The sequence below is a fragment of the Sporosarcina sp. FSL K6-2383 genome (genome assembly GCF_038618305.1).
GTDB lineage: Bacteria > Bacillota > Bacilli > Bacillales_A > Planococcaceae > Sporosarcina.
The window spans coordinates 1513931-1528822 of the sequence record NZ_CP152017.1 but is presented as its reverse complement, the minus strand read 5'-3'; the positions used below and the strand labels follow the sequence as shown (position 1 = coordinate 1528822).

The 14892-nt window shown below is 42.5% G+C and carries 17 protein-coding genes; 4 read left to right on the top strand and 13 right to left on the bottom strand.

Annotated elements, in window-relative coordinates; genetic code table 11:
- Positions 1-5 precede the first annotated feature (5 nt).
- The 9 genes from fabG to MKZ10_RS07585 all read right to left on the bottom strand — a co-directional run bounded on the left by fabG (position 6) and on the right by MKZ10_RS07585 (position 9380).
- Positions 6-752, bottom strand: a complete 747-nt coding sequence (fabG, locus tag MKZ10_RS07625) for a 3-oxoacyl-[acyl-carrier-protein] reductase (protein ID WP_342509399.1) — start codon at positions 750-752, stop codon at positions 6-8.
- On the bottom strand, positions 752-1696 hold the full coding sequence (gene fabD, locus MKZ10_RS07620; RefSeq protein WP_342509397.1) for an ACP S-malonyltransferase: 945 nt from the start codon (positions 1694-1696) through the stop codon (positions 752-754). The genes fabG and fabD overlap by 1 nt, the downstream gene beginning before the upstream one ends.
- Positions 1693-2685, bottom strand: coding sequence for a phosphate acyltransferase PlsX (gene plsX, locus MKZ10_RS07615; protein ID WP_342509395.1), 993 nt, complete (start codon positions 2683-2685; stop codon positions 1693-1695). The genes fabD and plsX overlap by 4 nt, the downstream gene beginning before the upstream one ends.
- Positions 2682-3266, bottom strand: a complete 585-nt coding sequence (gene fapR, locus MKZ10_RS07610) for a transcription factor FapR (protein ID WP_342509393.1) — start codon at positions 3264-3266, stop codon at positions 2682-2684. The genes plsX and fapR overlap by 4 nt, the downstream gene beginning before the upstream one ends.
- 257 nt (positions 3267-3523) lie before the next feature.
- Positions 3524-5581 carry an ATP-dependent DNA helicase RecG gene (gene recG / locus MKZ10_RS07605; RefSeq protein WP_342509392.1) on the bottom strand — a complete coding sequence of 686 codons (2058 nt, stop codon included), beginning with the start codon at positions 5579-5581 and terminating at the stop codon, positions 3524-3526.
- The gene (gene sdaAA / locus MKZ10_RS07600) at positions 5553-6461 is read right to left on the bottom strand and encodes an L-serine ammonia-lyase, iron-sulfur-dependent, subunit alpha (protein WP_342509390.1); all 909 of its coding nucleotides are present in this window, start codon (positions 6459-6461) and stop codon (positions 5553-5555) included. The genes recG and sdaAA overlap by 29 nt, the downstream gene beginning before the upstream one ends.
- A 14-nt stretch (positions 6462-6475) precedes the next feature.
- Positions 6476-7138, bottom strand: a complete 663-nt coding sequence (gene sdaAB / locus MKZ10_RS07595; RefSeq protein ID WP_342509388.1) for an L-serine ammonia-lyase, iron-sulfur-dependent subunit beta — start codon at positions 7136-7138, stop codon at positions 6476-6478.
- A 193-nt stretch (positions 7139-7331) separates the two neighbouring features.
- Positions 7332-8999 (bottom strand): DAK2 domain-containing protein, encoded by a 1668-nt coding sequence (locus MKZ10_RS07590; protein ID WP_342509386.1) that lies wholly within the window; start codon positions 8997-8999, stop codon positions 7332-7334.
- An 18-nt stretch (positions 9000-9017) separates the two neighbouring features.
- Positions 9018-9380, bottom strand: a complete 363-nt coding sequence (locus MKZ10_RS07585) for an Asp23/Gls24 family envelope stress response protein (protein WP_342509384.1) — start codon at positions 9378-9380, stop codon at positions 9018-9020.
- A gap of 672 nt (positions 9381-10052) precedes the next feature.
- Between MKZ10_RS07585 and MKZ10_RS07580 the strand changes: the two genes are divergently transcribed.
- The 4 genes from MKZ10_RS07580 to rpmB all read left to right on the top strand — a co-directional run bounded on the left by MKZ10_RS07580 (position 10053) and on the right by rpmB (position 12348).
- On the top strand, positions 10053-10598 hold the full coding sequence (locus tag MKZ10_RS07580; RefSeq protein WP_342509382.1) for a DUF5412 family protein: 546 nt from the start codon (positions 10053-10055) through the stop codon (positions 10596-10598).
- Positions 10599-10734: 136 nt separating this feature from the next.
- Positions 10735-11136, top strand: coding sequence for a DUF4362 domain-containing protein (locus MKZ10_RS07575; RefSeq protein ID WP_342509380.1), 402 nt, complete (start codon positions 10735-10737; stop codon positions 11134-11136).
- A gap of 236 nt (positions 11137-11372) precedes the next feature.
- On the top strand, positions 11373-11603 hold the full coding sequence (locus tag MKZ10_RS07570) for a hypothetical protein (protein ID WP_342509378.1): 231 nt from the start codon (positions 11373-11375) through the stop codon (positions 11601-11603).
- A 556-nt stretch (positions 11604-12159) separates the two neighbouring features.
- Positions 12160-12348: a 50S ribosomal protein L28 gene (gene rpmB, locus MKZ10_RS07565; protein WP_342509376.1), complete on the top strand. Its 189-nt coding sequence runs from the start codon at positions 12160-12162 to the stop codon at positions 12346-12348.
- 169 nt (positions 12349-12517) lie between these two features.
- Here the strand turns inward: rpmB and spoVM are convergent, their stop codons facing one another.
- The 4 genes from spoVM to rsgA are packed head-to-tail and all read right to left on the bottom strand — an operon-like array spanning position 12518 to position 14879.
- Complete coding sequence (gene spoVM / locus MKZ10_RS07560; RefSeq protein WP_342509375.1) at positions 12518-12661, bottom strand: stage V sporulation protein SpoVM; 144 nt, start codon at positions 12659-12661, stop codon at positions 12518-12520.
- Between the two features lie 13 nt (positions 12662-12674).
- Positions 12675-13328 (bottom strand): thiamine diphosphokinase, encoded by a 654-nt coding sequence (locus tag MKZ10_RS07555; protein ID WP_342509372.1) that lies wholly within the window; start codon positions 13326-13328, stop codon positions 12675-12677.
- On the bottom strand, positions 13325-13993 hold the full coding sequence (rpe, locus tag MKZ10_RS07550; RefSeq protein WP_342509370.1) for a ribulose-phosphate 3-epimerase: 669 nt from the start codon (positions 13991-13993) through the stop codon (positions 13325-13327). The genes MKZ10_RS07555 and rpe overlap by 4 nt, the downstream gene beginning before the upstream one ends.
- Positions 13986-14879: a ribosome small subunit-dependent GTPase A gene (gene rsgA, locus MKZ10_RS07545; RefSeq protein WP_342509368.1), complete on the bottom strand. Its 894-nt coding sequence runs from the start codon at positions 14877-14879 to the stop codon at positions 13986-13988. The genes rpe and rsgA overlap by 8 nt, the downstream gene beginning before the upstream one ends.
- Positions 14880-14892: the final 13 nt, after the last annotated feature.

Here is a 14892-nt window from a genome sequence, read left to right as displayed (position 1 = left end):
CTTCATTACATTACCATTCCACCGTCTACATGGATAGTCTGTCCTGTAATATAAGCCGCATCGTCTGATAATAAAAATGCAACAGTTTTTGCTACGTCTGCTGGACTTCCCAGTTTACCAAGTGGAATTGCCGTTAGCATTTGGGTTTTCACTTCTTCATTCAACGTATCTGTCATATCTGTTGTGATAAAGCCTGGAGCGACCGCATTGACGTTGATGTTGCGTGAAGCTAGCTCCTTAGCTGCCGTCTTCGTAAAGCCGATTACGCCTGCTTTTGCGGCCACATAGTTTGCTTGACCTGGATTTCCCGATACGCCAACTATGGATGCAACGTTGACAATTTTACCAGTACGTTGTCTCATCATTTGGCGTGTAACACCCTTTGTGCATAGGAAAACGCCTTTTAAGTTGATGTTGATAACGTCATCCCATTCATCGTCTTTCATTCGCATAAGCAAATTATCTCTTGTAATTCCGGCATTGTTAACGAGAATATCAATCGAGCCAAAGGTTTCTAGCATTTGATCAACCATCGCTTTTACGCTATCAGCGTTGGAAACGTCTGCTTGGATTGCAAAAGCCTCTCCGCCGGACTCTGTAATTGATTGAACGACTTCATCCGCCTTGTCCTTACTTCCACTATAGTTAACAGCTACGCGCGCGCCTTCCTTGGCCAAAAGCAATGCGATTTCGCGACCAATTCCGCGTGAAGCTCCAGTAACAATTGCTGTTTTCCCTGCAAATTTTCCCATTACGACCACCCTTTCGAAGCTTCGATGACAGCTTGTAACGTTTCTTCATCATAAACTGGCAGTACAGTAGCACTACGGTCTATTTTCTTGACGAGCCCACTCAATACTTTCCCTGGCCCACATTCGATGAAATGCGTAACGCCATTCTCCAACAATGTGCGAACTGAATCCTCCCACAGAACAGGCGAATAAAGTTGTTCAACGAGGAAGCCTTTGATCTCAGTTGAATGAGTAGCCACTGACGCATTCACATTGGCAATCACCGGAATTGCGGCATCTGACATCGTCACTTCATCCAATGCTGCACGTAGCTTTTGTGCTGCGGGTTCCATTAATGATGAATGGAATGGTCCGCTAACATCGAGTGGAATCGCTCTTTTCGCGCCTGCTTCTTTTAGCTGGACACAAGCTTTTTCAACACCTGCCTTCGTACCGGAAATGACAATTTGTCCCGGACAATTCAGGTTAGCTGGTTGAACAGCAAAACCCTCAACCGTAATCGCATCTGTCACTTCTTTTAACTTGTCACCATCAAGCCCTAGGATGGCTGCCATTGCTCCTTCACCTGCCGGAACAGCTTCGTTCATAAATAATCCGCGCTGATGAACGACAGACACACCGTCTGCAAATGACAAAACGCCTGAAGCGACAAGTGCTGTATATTCACCGAGGCTATGTCCTGCTGTATAATCCGGTGTAATACCAGCTTCTACTAATCGTTCCGCAATCATTGAACCGACTGTTAAAAGCGCCGGTTGTGCGTTGTAAGTGATCGTCAATTCTGCCTGAGGTCCTTCTGTAATAAGCTGACTTAGTTGAAATCCAAGGACATCGTCGGCTTGCTCAAAAAATTGCTTACTTTCGGCATAGGTTGCTGCCAATTCTGTTCCCATACCCACTGCTTGTGAGCCTTGTCCTGGGAATATGAATGCTATTTTCATCATTGAATGTCCACCTTCCTTACTGTTTCGCGAATAGTTCCAGAAACATCATATTGCACCATTGTTCTTGCTTGTCTGATGGCATTCAAAATAGCATTGGCATTGGACGAACCATGCGCTTTAATAACAGGAGAATTCAAGCCAAATAACCCTGCCCCACCATATTCTGTATAATCCATTTTATTTTTCAAGCCACGTAAGTCATTTTTTACAAGTGCAGCTGACAATTTTGTTTTTACTGAAGTAGCATATACTTCTTTTAACATCGAGAAGAAAGCGCCCGCGGTCCCTTCGATGGTCTTTAACACGACATTCCCTGTAAAACCATCCGTCACCACGACATCTGCTACACCAGTCAGTAAATCACGTGCTTCTACATTTCCGATAAAATTAATAGGCGCTTCTGACAGAACAGCAAACGAAGCTTTCGTCAGCTCATTCCCTTTACCTTCTTCAGTTCCTATATTGAGTAAGCCCACGCGCGGATTGTCGATGCCTCGTACTTTTTCAGCGTAAATACTACCCATCACTGCATATTGCCCAAGCTGAGATGGTTTCGCATCTGCATTGGCACCAAGGTCTAACATGACAAAGCCTTTACCATCAACCGTTGGAAGTGTCGGGGCGAGCGCTGGACGCTCAATACCATCAATCCGCCCAACAACGAACAAGCCCGCCGCCATCAGTGCACCCGTATTACCTGCGGATACACATGCCGCCGCTTCGCCATCTTTTACAGCTTGTGCCATTCTAACCATGGATGCATCTTTTTTCCGGCGAATGGCTCGAACTGGTTCATCATCCGCCTCAATTTTTTCTGTACAGTGGATAACCTTCAAACGCTCATGTTGTTGTAAAAATGGCGCCATAGCTTGCTCATCACCATAAATATGTATATGTATGTCATCAAATGCAGCGAGACTTTCCAATGCACCCGCAATAATTTCACCAGGTGCATGATCTCCGCCCATTCCATCTAGCGCTATAATCATATGGTTTCTACCTGCTTCCTATCCGTCGTTCGGTACATATAAAACTCTCCCGTGAACACTGTTTCATCACCAACCGTTGAAACAACTTCAACGAGCGTCCTTTTTTCTACTAAGCTTTCTCTCTTCACTTCAGCGCGCGCGACAACTCGCTCCCCTGCCTTCACAGGCTTTAGAAAGTTGAGAGTCGATTTTACTGTCAACGCTAAATCATCATCCATCACGGCAACTGCCAGTGAATTAGCTTGAGCAAAAAGGTGATGCCCCCGCGCAATCCCATTGCGTTGAAAAACATGGTCTATTGTCACATCAAAAATGGACAAAGCCCTTTTATCGAGTACGATATCTATAATATCTCCAATAATTTCATCGGAATGAAGTGACTTCACTTCTTCTTGCATCGTGCGTGTGGCTACAGTTTTTAACCGTTCCCTTAGTTCAGGAATACCGCCTTCCAACCGATCCAATCGAATCGTTTGCACACTCACGGAAAAATGTTCCGCTAATTCCCCATCTGTTAAAAACGGGTTTTCTTCAAGCAACAATCCAAGCTGTCGTTGCCGTTCCTTTTTAGGCATTCTCAATCGTTTCACCTTCCGGATTAGCACTTGGTACTAATAGTAGTATATAAAGATGGAATTAAGAATGCAAGTGAATCAATAGAACAATTAGCCATAGAATCCGAACAAGGTTGATTTCCACTTCAGGCGGACGCTTTCCGTGGGCACAGCCTAAGCCTCCTCGTCGCTTCACTCCTGCGGGGTCTTCGGCTCGTGCTGTTCCCACTGGAGTCGCCGCCTTACGCTCCAATCAACGATAAATTGAAATATAGTGTATTCCTTTAATCCAATCTCTCCATACTAAGCGCACCTGATTGCTCAAGCTGTGATTGAAGAACGGCGTATTCAGGATCCTCCCAAAACTGAGTGGACGCCAATAATCGTTCCGCATCTTTCCTAGCCGTTTCCAATGCTCGATAATCATGAACTGGATCAGCCACTTTAAACTCCGGCATCCCACTTTGCTTTCTGCCGAAGAAATCCCCCGCTCCTCTTAATTCTAAATCCTTTTCTGCTAAAACAAAGCCATCATTCGTTTCCGTCATAATTTGCATCCGTTCCTTGCCTTCCTCCGTTTTCGGATCAGCAAGCAGCACACAATAGGACTGATCCGCTCCACGTCCTACCCGCCCCCTTAATTGATGGAGCTGCGCAAGTCCAAATCGTGTAGCATCATAAATGAGCATAAACGTCGCATTCGGGACGTTCACCCCGACCTCTACGACTGTCGTCGATACAAGGATATTGGTGTTTCCATCACTGAACTCTCTCATAATGGCATCCTTATCTTCTGCATGAAGACGTCCATGCATGAGACCGACCGTATATTTGCCAGCAAAATGAGTCGCCAGTTGGCCGTGCACATCTACCGCATTTTGAACATCCAGCTTATCTGATTCCTCGATTAAAGGACAAATCACATACGCCTGACGTCCTGCGCTCAACTCCAGTTCCATCTTGCGCAATACAGGTAATAGTGAATCCTCCTTCAACCAATGCGTTTCGATTTTCTTCCGCCCTGCAGGCAATTCGTCCAAAATCGATACATCCATTTCACCAAATGCAGTAATAGCGAGCGTCCTCGGAATCGGTGTTGCCGTCATGAATAGGACATCTGGATTCAATCCTTTATCCCTCAAAATACGACGTTGTTCGACCCCAAAGCGGTGCTGCTCATCTGTGATAACCAATCCAGGGTTGCTAAAAATAACATCTGGCTGAATCAGTGCATGCGTACCAATCAACAAATCAATTTCACCGAGCTCTAGCTGTTCTAGCAAAGCTCTTCTCGCCTTTGCCTTTGTCGATCCTGCCAAAAAGGCAACCGTAACACCATGTGGTTCTAGCCATTCCGCAAGTGAAGTTGCATGTTGTTCAGCAAGAATTTCCGTTGGTGCCATAAGTGCCCCCTGGAAACCTGCCGTGATAGCTGCGTATAAGGCGATGGCTGCCACAACTGTCTTCCCAGATCCAACATCTCCCTGTAATAAACGGTTCATTCGGGTTGGGCTTTTTAATTCTGCACATAACTCATTTACGACCCGCTTTTGAGCACCCGTTAACTCAAATGGTAAGCTCGTGATAAAAGCCTTCACTTTCGTCAAATCATAGTCAATCGCAACGCCTTGTTCCGCTTCTTTTCGCGCCTTTTTCATGCCAAGCATCTTTAGTTGGAATAGCAGCAATTCTTCATAGACAAAACGTCTTCTTCCATGCTTAACATCTTCGGGACTCGTGGGGAAATGAACCATTTCAAGCGCCTGCCCGATTTCAGGTAAACGATAAGCCTCACGAATATCAAAAGGGAGTGCTTCTTCATGCTGCCCAACAGCCGCATCCAATGCATTACGCATAAAACGACGAAATGTTTTTTGATGCATGATGCCTTTCAAACTATAAACAGGCTCAAAGTCAGCTTGCTCTGTCTTTGGTCCATCTTTGAAATTACTCACATTGATCACTTGCCTGCCACGGTCCCACTTGCCTGTAACCGTCACAATCATTCCAGGTGCTAGGCGATCCTTTAAATAATGCTGATTGAAAAAGACCGCCTTCACAAGATGGCTGCCAGCAAGAAGACGGATTTGTAGGCGGGATCTATTTTTGCCTAAAAAAAGAACGGAAGGCTCGCTTTCGACCCTTCCTTCAATCGTTACCCGTTCGTTATGTGGTGTTTCAGTTAAATCCTTCAATCTAAAATCTTCATGCCGATACGGAAATGTCATGACAAAGTCGTAAATTGTGGATATCCCGAGTGCTCCTAATTGGTCACCTATCGATTTCCCGACTCCCTTTATCGTCGTGACAGCATCATGAATTGACGAGGTCACTGTTAGCATTACCCTTACCGAAAATTTTCGCCTCTAGCGCTTTTCCTGTTGGCGTCGCAGCTAAACCGCCTTTTGCTGTTTCACGCAGTGCAGAGGGCATAGTTTGACCAATTTTATGCATCGCTTCAATTACTTCATCTGTCGGAATACGACTTACGATACCGGCAAGTGCCATGTCTGCTCCAACGAGTGCCTTAGCCGCCCCCATTGCATTTCGTTTCACACATGGTACCTCTACGAGACCTGCTACCGGGTCACAAACAAGGCCAAGCATATTTTTCATAACAATTGAAAATGCTTCAGCACTTTGTTGTGGTGTTCCTCCTGCCATTTCCACAATTGCAGCTGCCGCCATTGAACCCGCTGATCCCGTTTCGGCCTGACAACCACCAGCTGCACCTGAAATCGATGCATTATTCGCAACGATAAAACCGAAAGCACCCGACGTAAAGAGATAGTTAATCATTTGCTCTCGTGTTGGATTCAATTTATTTTTCACAGCAAATAATGTACCTGGCACAATACCTGCTGCACCAGCAGTTGGAGTCGCACAAATCGTTCCCATCGCAGCATTCACTTCATTCGTGGCGACTGCTTTACTTACTGCATCCAATAGCAAATCACCTGATAAGCCTTTACCTGTCGCTATATAATCTTGCAGAAGAACTGCATCTCCACCCGTTAAGCCTGATGTCGATTGTACGCCTTGAAGTCCTCTATCAATTGCATTTTCCATAACAGTCAAGTTGTTATCCATTTGTGCAATAATATCTTGACGTGATCGTTTCGTTACTAGCATTTCTTGTTCAATCATAATTTCTGAAATCGGTTTTTGTTGCGTTTCCGCAAGTGTTACTAGCTCTTTAACCGTGCCAAATAATATTTCCATATATGTTCTCCTCCTTAGTTCGCTAACGTTGAAACTTGTGTGACGTTCGGCAAAGCTTGTAGTTCACTTAGCAGTGTATCATCAATCATCTGATCAACTTCAATAACCATGAGAGCCATTTCACCTTTTTCTTTGCGTCCCACTTCCATATGTGCGATATTCATACCTTGCATTGCAATGACATTGGAAACGCTTGCAATAACACCCGAACGGTCATCATGAACAACAAGAAGCGCTGGATAATGCCCTGATAAACGTAGCGGAAAGCCATTCAAATCGACAACTTCCATCGTTCCTCCACCAATCGAAATTCCAGTTAACTCCATTGTTCCTTTACTATCTCCAATGACAAGTCGTGCTGTGTTCGGATGATCTGCCTCTTCCTCTTCGGCGATGAATTCAAATGTCATTCCCAATTGTGCAGCTTCATCAAACGCTGTTTTAATACGCTCGTCAAATGTATCGTAATCTAACAATCCCCCAATAATTGCTACATCCGTTCCATGACCTTTATACGTCTGTGCGAATGAACCATACAAATGGATTCTTGCCCATTCAGGCTGGCGACCAAAAAGCGTACGTGCAACTCGTCCAATCCTTGCCGCACCGGCAGTATGTGAAGAGGATGGACCAATCATGACCGGACCAATAATTTCAAAAACGGATCTAAATTTCATTGTATATTATCCCCTTTTAAATGAAGTAGTACCTTCATTCATTTTACATGAATAAATGGTTTAAAACAAAAGATGTTGTTTTTTGATAATATTAATTCATGGACCAATAGGCCGCCTCCTTAATTTAGATCCGCCGGAAGTTCATACTAAAGAAGCAGCGCGCCTATACTGTGGCACACTGCTTCTTTAAACCTTATTCTACTGAAATGATGTACGGATATAACGGCTGTTTTCCATCATATAGTTCAACTTCTGTATGGCTAAAGTTATTCTCCACATAATCTACCATCGTAGATGCATCCTCGGTGCTAACATCTTCACCATATAAGATTGTCACAATTTCATCATCTTCATTAACTAAAGATGCAAGTAATGCCTTCATCGCTTCATCAAGCGAAGGAGTTGAAATAATAATTTTCCCTCCCGCAATCCCCATGAAATCGTCTTTTTTAATCTCAACACCATCGATTGACGTATCACGGACTGCGTGTGTAACTTGTCCTGTTTTAACAAATGATGCCGCTTCCTTCATCGCATCTGCATTGGCAGTCACTTCTGCTTCTGGATTGAACGCTAAAATAGCTGCAAGTCCTTCTGGCACTGTTTTCGTAGGTACAACAGCTGCCTCAATACCAACCACTTCAGCCGCTTGTTCAGCTGCCATAATGATGTTTTTATTGTTTGGTAAAATAAGCACACGTTCTGCGCCGACTTCTTGAATGGCCTTAACAATATCCTCGGTCGATGGATTCATTGTTTGTCCACCCTCAATAACTGCGGATGCCCCTACACTTCTTAGTAAATTAGCAATGCCAGATCCCATCGCAACTGTTACAACAGCGTAGGGATGTTTAACAGCTGGTTTTTGCGCTGTATTTTCTGTCGAATAATTTTCACCGACGATTTCCATATGTTGTTCACGCATATTTTCAATTTTAATTTTGATCAGCGAACCGAATTTTTGGCCATAATTCATGGCATCGCCTGGTTCCTCTGTATGAATATGTACCTTTGCAACTTCTTCATCTGAAATAACAAGAAGTGAATCACCAAATTGACTTAATCCTTGTCGGAAATCAGATTCATCATATGGATTCGTCGCTAATTTATCAGCCTCGAATTTCACCATAAATTCTGTACAATAACCAAATTCAATATCTTCCGTATTCATAAAGCCTTGTACACTACGATGATGCTCAGCATTCACTAGGTCATCCATCGATCCAACAATCGTTCTTTCTGGTAATTCTTCACCTTTTAGACATGCTAAAAAACCCTCGTATACATAAACGAGACCTTGACCACCGCTATCAACAACGCCAACTTCTTTCAAGACTGCCAATAAATCCGGTGTCCGCTCAAGGGACGCTTTCGATTCTTCTACAACCGCTTCCATTACGGCAATGATATCATCCGTTGTTGCGGCTTTTTCCACACCAACATTTGCAGCATCTTTTGCAACCGTAAGTATCGTTCCTTCTACTGGCTTCATCACTGCTTTATAAGCTGTTTCAACACCGTATTTCAAAGCTGCTGCAAATTTTACACCATCTACAGTTGCTTCATTCTCAATCGATTTTCCAAAGCCACGGAATAGTTGCGACAAAATGACGCCCGAATTACCACGTGCCCCCATGAGCAGGCCTTTTGATAATGCATGTGCAGTCTGACCTAGATGAGCAACAGCATTTTCTTCCGTTTCCTTTGCACCCGAAGACATGGACAAATTCATATTCGTGCCCGTATCACCGTCTGGCACTGGGAAAACGTTAAGTGAATCAACATAGTCAGCATTTTGATAGAGATGATGTGCACCCATCTTAATCATTTCTGCAAACTTTAAACCATCTATGGACTTCATTGAAATTACTTCCTCCTTCTACAGGTTAGTCACTCGGACTCCCTGGACAAAAATATTAACCGATTTAACAGGCATACCCACTATTTTTTTCAATGTATACTTTACTTTCGATTGGACTTGGTAGGCAACTTCGGAAATTTTAGTACCATATCCAACAATGACATACATATCAATATGCGTATCATCTCCAACATTACGGACGATGACTCCACGCGAAAAGCTTTCTTTACGAAGTATTTCTGTCAGCCCATCTCGAATCTGATGCCTTGAAGCCATACCGACAATACCGTAACATTCAATCGCCGCCTCGCCAACTACTTGGGCAATGACATCGTTTGTAATATCGATTTTGCCATATTCATTTTTCACTTCAATTGACATGGTTAGGTCCCCCTTGCATCTTTTCTCACTTGCCCCTATTGTACTATATCTACAATCATAATAAAAGAAAGCATTCATATTCTGAATAAAAGCGTAGTTTTTCACTGGATCATTTTCGGTTCGCTTTCGGCTAACTGTTCACGACATAATTACCGCGGGAATAAATGTGGCTAGAAATGACTTCGTCATTTCTAGCCACATTCTTTTCGGTAATCTTGCTGTGAATAATTGCCTGTCGCATACCTACAATGTTTAAGTGAAAAATGCAGTTGCTTGGGAAGAAGGGAATAGATGACTTTCTATTGGAATTATAAGTGCCCGAAGATACAATTTCGGGCACTTTTGTACTTTGTAGAAAGCGTTCATTTCCTTACTTTTAGCAAACCTTGGAAAAGGACATACGGTGCCTGGCATTGACTCAATTCACGCACTTCGAATTGCGGCAGTGCCTGCGCACCACTCACACGGATGATCAAAGATAAGAAACCATATTTTGTGGAAACAATAATGTTATACTTATTATACAAATTGCACCAACTTACAATAAGATCAATCTTCTGCAAACGGGCCATTTAATTGAGGAAGGCTTATCGAACTAACTGGTTTAATAAGAATGTTCCGCAACTTCTCTAAAGCAATGAACGTCCATATGTATTAGAGAGCTGGGATAGTTTGAGTGCTTGGGAAAAACGATATAATTTTTGGTCTCTTTATTTAATACTTATTTGTTTAGGAGTAGCATTCTATTCATTATACTCTAATATAAACAACACTTGGTTAATTTCACCGCCAAATTACATTCTCTTTATAATTAGTGTACTAGCCTTTATTTTAGGAATTAAAGGTCTTAAAGATAAGAGAAACTGGCGGACAAAAACAAGAAGTTGGTTAACGATAACCTTGTCGTCGTTGTTATCTATCACACTTTTTTTAGCACTATCGATTACACTCATTTTTTCACAATTTGGAGCAAATGAACTTATAAAGACGGTGAGTTCTCCAGATAATAGCTATACCATAGATTTCTATCTTTGGGATGCGGGAGCAGCGGGAACATTTGGGATAAGAGGAGAATTGAATGGACCACTTTGGTTTAAAAAGAGAATTTATTATGAAAAAAGAACTGAAAACGCAAATGTTGAATGGAAAAGCAATAATGAAGTTTCGATTAACAATCGTATTTTGAAATTAAATGAAGGGGAAACTTTTGGATATTAGTGTTTCTTAGCAACAAACTTCTTAAACTAACAAGATGCTTTAGTTCTATAACGAACCTCCACAATCGGACGCGATTGTTTAACTTGTGTTCAACAATCGGGCTATTTAATTGTGAAAGAATTGGAGGTGTATGATATTGAAAAAAGTATTACTTCTAACTTTATTTGCCGTTGTTTTGAGTGCTTGTCAATCAGTTAAAGACAGCGATATTGTATTCGAGCAAGGTGAAATAACAAGTAACTTGGATAAACTTGAAGGATTTATAGTAAACGTTAAAAATGAGAAAGCGGATAAAATACGTATTGTACGAAGAACAATAGAGGGTGATCCGATTTTTGATACTTTGGATTATAACGGAGTAAACATTAAATATACTTATGATAATTCCAAGGATAAATTTGGAGGTTCTGACAAAGGAACAGAAAGTGGAACCTGCGTAAAACTCGATAGTGAAAAAAATGAACAGAGAATTAGATACTACTTAACTGAATGTTCTTCTGATAACGGGAAATATTTTGAATTTGAAACCCCAGAATAACATTCTAATAACCTAATAATACATAAGGTGCTAATCCTTAGGAGATAATAAAATCACCTTCTTTTACCGGGTGCGATTGTCATACAACGTTGTGCCAGAATAGGGCCATTTTGCAGTAAACTTTCTTCAAAGGGAATTGGAAAACTGCGTTGAAAAGGTATGATGGATATTTTGTTGGATTGCACTTTAACTATGTAGTCTGTTAGGAAAGTAACACGTAAAAATGGGGTGTAAAAATGGATTTGTTCCTTTGGTTAACTGTTAGTTTCATCGTAATCGGATTTGTTGTTTTTGCTTCTACGGCAAAAGGTATGGAAAGGAAGGTAGCTTTAATAAGAGAAAACGAGGAAAGTATGGTGGGTAAACAGATTTCAACTAAACCCGTTATCTGGTGGATAGTGGGAGCCACGGTATTTGGACTAGTAAGTATGTTTTTAGTAGTACGGTCTTTCTCCATTTATATGTAAAATGAAGTTAGGATGAAGTAATTTTTTTATGAAAGACTGTATTAAAGCAATCGGGCGCGATTGTGAAAGATCATAAGCCCAATTCCTCGTTCACGATGGTTGACGGTGACAGAAAGCCCCGATTACATTTATGCAACGCTAGTGACTTAAAGTAAAGAAAAGACTTTAACAGGCGCTACTACTATCCTGATAGAATGAATGATCATCATTAACCCGGTTGAATGTTCATGGGTATGGTGTTCTACTATCGTTGATTGGAGCGTAAGGCGGCGACTCCGGCGGGAACAGCACTAGCCGAAGACCCCGCAGGAGCGAAGCGACGAGGAGGCTGAGGCTGTGCCCGCGGAAAGCGTCCGCCTGAAGCGCAAATCAACCTTGTACGGATTTATCGAATAGGCGGGAGTGAACATTTTCCGCACTAAAAAAGCGTGTAAAGGCAATTACCTTGAAAGATGTCACAAAAAAGGTTGCAACACTGTATGTCATATGATACATTATTATGGTATGCGAATAACAAGTAAATCGCTTAATCATCATTCGCAAGGAGGTACTAACTATGGCTAAAGTATGTGTTATTTCAGGTCGCAAAGCTCGTGCGGGAAACACGCGTTCTCACGCATTGAACTCAAGCAAACGTACTTGGGGTGCGAACCTTCAAAAAGTCCGTATTCTCGTTAACGGTAAACCTAAACGTGTATGGGTCTCTACAAGAGCCCTTAAATCAGGTAAAGTTCAACGCGTTTAACTTGAAATCAAGTTAAGCCTCCGGCGGATGTCAGGGATTTTGAAAGGAGTTAATTGTGCATTGCACAATTCAAAATCCCGACGCAATCACGCCGAGGCGCGATTGATTTCTATAGGCTAACGCCGAAAAAATGAACGTGAACGGAAATAAAACACCAGGCTGAATTCCTTCAGCCTGGTGTTTTTTCTCTTTTCTTTTTTCTAGTTTTATTACTAGCAGTAGCCTTTGGTAAATCCTCTTTTTGAAAAACAACCAAGCACTTCCGGACGAAACCACTCACAACTTTCGGCATCGTAAATGTATAAACGCGCAATTCCCCACTCCTTTCAGGAATCTGAACTCCTTACCATTAAGCATATGCCCCGATGGAATGAGATAGTACAGACTTCTGCCGTAGGTTCGTTACTCGTAAATTTTGTCATGCCCGTTTCGAGTCTCTCATCTAGTGTTTCGTATTTAAAACCCGATAATGTAAGACCTACAACATCCCCACCGAAAGGGAAAAAAGAAACGTATGGAAAACGATCATCACGTAGGCATTCATGATGACCTGTCAGGAGGATAGACAACTCATTCGTTGTATTGCGTATTGAGAAACGAATCTCCTTATGTTTCATTTGAAGGCGATACAGCAGGTGTAGGGCAGATTCCATATGATCCAGCCTACCTCCCGTGACACCTGTTAAAATAACATGTTCAGGATTATACGTGAGCGCACAGTCGACTGCTAGCTCTGTGTCGGTTTCATTCTTTTCCGAACGAAACCGCCCAACTTTACGAACAGCCGCCACAATTTGATTGTATTCATCGAGGCTCACAGAATCGAAATCACCGACAGCTTCATGTGGAGTAATGCCTTTTTGCAAGAGGTGTAATGCGCCTCTGTCTGCACCAATGAATATCGTGTCATCCTGCAAAAATTCCGTCATATCTACAATTTCCGAGTTTGGTCCTCCTGCACAAATGACGGCAACTGTCATTTTCTTAGCGCACCTTCGCCTGCTAATTTGATGCGTTGTAAAGCCTCCGCACGGTCAGGCGAACTAAAGACAGCCGATCCTGCAACAAGGATTGTTGCCCCCGCTTCGACGCAAGGAATAATGGTTTCTTCATTAACACCACCATCAATTTCAATGTCAATCGGCAAATTACGTTCTCGAATAACATCTGAAAGCTGTTTCACCTTCGGAAGAACTGAATGGATGAATTTCTGACCGCCAAATCCAGGATTTACCGTCATAAATAACACCATATCTACTTCCTCAAGAACATGCTGAATTGTTTCAATCGGGGTATGCGGATTCAATACAACACCCGATTTTATACCGAATGATTTAATGAGTTGCAATGTACGATGCAAATGCGGACAAGCTTCCACGTGAACCGTGATATAATCTGCCCCTGCTTTCGCAAATTGCTCGATATATGCATCGGGATTGCTAATCATCAAGTGGACATCTAAAGGTAGTTTTGTTACCGGTCTAAGTGCCTCCACAACAATTGGGCCCATTGTAATGTTCGGAACAAAATGGCCATCCATTACATCGATATGAATCAGCTCTGCCCCAGCTGCTTCTACTTCTCTCACCTCATCGGCAAGTTTTGAAAAATCTGCTGCTAATATAGAAGGTGCAATTTTAATCATGTTTGTCGTACCTCGGCTTTCTGTCTACTATTTCTTGCATAAATTGCAAGTAGTTATCATAACGATGACGCGGCATTTCACCAGCCTCCACTTGCTCTTTCACAGCACACTTTGGCTCTTTTACATGTAGGCAACCTCGAAATTTACATGATGCAGACAGCTCATCCATATCTACGAAGTAATGGGATAACTGCTCCTTGTCAATATGATCGAAGTCGAGCGAGCTAAAGCCCGGTGTATCTGCAACGAGTCCCTCCGCAACCTCTAGTAGCTCGACATGACGTGTCGTATGCTTCCCACGACCTAGTGCTTCTGAAATTTCACCCGTTTTCAACGCCAACCTCGGTAACACTGTATTCAATAAAGTCGATTTACCAACACCTGACTGCCCAGCTAAAACAGTTGTCTTCCCTTTTAAGTAAGGTTGCAGCATATCCGAAAGAGATTCATCATCAATAAAGGTTTCAATCACATCATAGCCGATTTCTTTATAATAGGCTGCTGCTTCTGCAACCTTCTTGAGCTCCACATCATCCGCTAAATCCTTTTTCGTCAAACAGATGATGGGTTGCACGCCATACGATTCGACGACAACAAGAAATCGATCCAACAGATGTGGACTAAAAGCCGGTTCTACCATTGAAAAAACGAGCAAGGCTTGATCGATATTAGAAATTGGAGGACGCACCAGTTCATTGCGGCGTTCATGGACAGCCGTTATTAGCGCATCATTATCACCATCAGGTACAAATGTCACATGATCCCCCACAAGTGGATGAATCCCACGATTTCTAAACACCCCACGGCTCTTACACTGTATCAATTGCCCATCCTGCTCTACATAATAAAACCCACTAATCGCTTTTCTAATTTGTCCTTCCGGCATCCAATACCTTCTT

Bases quoted from the DNA above. Each gene is read 5' to 3' on its own strand.
- fabG (WP_342509399.1), bottom strand. From the start codon at position 752: ATGGGAAAATTTGCAGGGAAAACAGCAATTGTTACTGGAGCTTCACGC.
- fabD (WP_342509397.1), bottom strand. From the start codon at position 1,696: ATGATGAAAATAGCATTCATATTCCCAGGACAAGGCTCACAAGCAGTG.
- plsX (WP_342509395.1), bottom strand. From the start codon at position 2,685: ATGATTATAGCGCTAGATGGAATGGGCGGAGATCATGCACCTGGTGAA.
- recG (WP_342509392.1), bottom strand. From the start codon at position 5,581: ATGCTAACAGTGACCTCGTCAATTCATGATGCTGTCACGACGATAAAG.
- sdaAA (WP_342509390.1), bottom strand. From the start codon at position 6,461: ATGGAAATATTATTTGGCACGGTTAAAGAGCTAGTAACACTTGCGGAA.
- sdaAB (WP_342509388.1), bottom strand. From the start codon at position 7,138: ATGAAATTTAGATCCGTTTTTGAAATTATTGGTCCGGTCATGATTGGT.
- MKZ10_RS07590 (WP_342509386.1), bottom strand. From the start codon at position 8,999: ATGAAGTCCATAGATGGTTTAAAGTTTGCAGAAATGATTAAGATGGGT.
- MKZ10_RS07585 (WP_342509384.1), bottom strand. From the start codon at position 9,380: ATGTCAATTGAAGTGAAAAATGAATATGGCAAAATCGATATTACAAAC.
- MKZ10_RS07570 (WP_342509378.1), top strand. From the start codon at position 11,373: ATGGATTTGTTCCTTTGGTTAACTGTTAGTTTCATCGTAATCGGATTT.
- rpmB (WP_342509376.1), top strand. From the start codon at position 12,160: ATGGCTAAAGTATGTGTTATTTCAGGTCGCAAAGCTCGTGCGGGAAAC.
- MKZ10_RS07555 (WP_342509372.1), bottom strand. From the start codon at position 13,328: ATGACAGTTGCCGTCATTTGTGCAGGAGGACCAAACTCGGAAATTGTA.
- rpe (WP_342509370.1), bottom strand. From the start codon at position 13,993: ATGATTAAAATTGCACCTTCTATATTAGCAGCAGATTTTTCAAAACTT.
- rsgA (WP_342509368.1), bottom strand. From the start codon at position 14,879: ATGCCGGAAGGACAAATTAGAAAAGCGATTAGTGGGTTTTATTATGTA.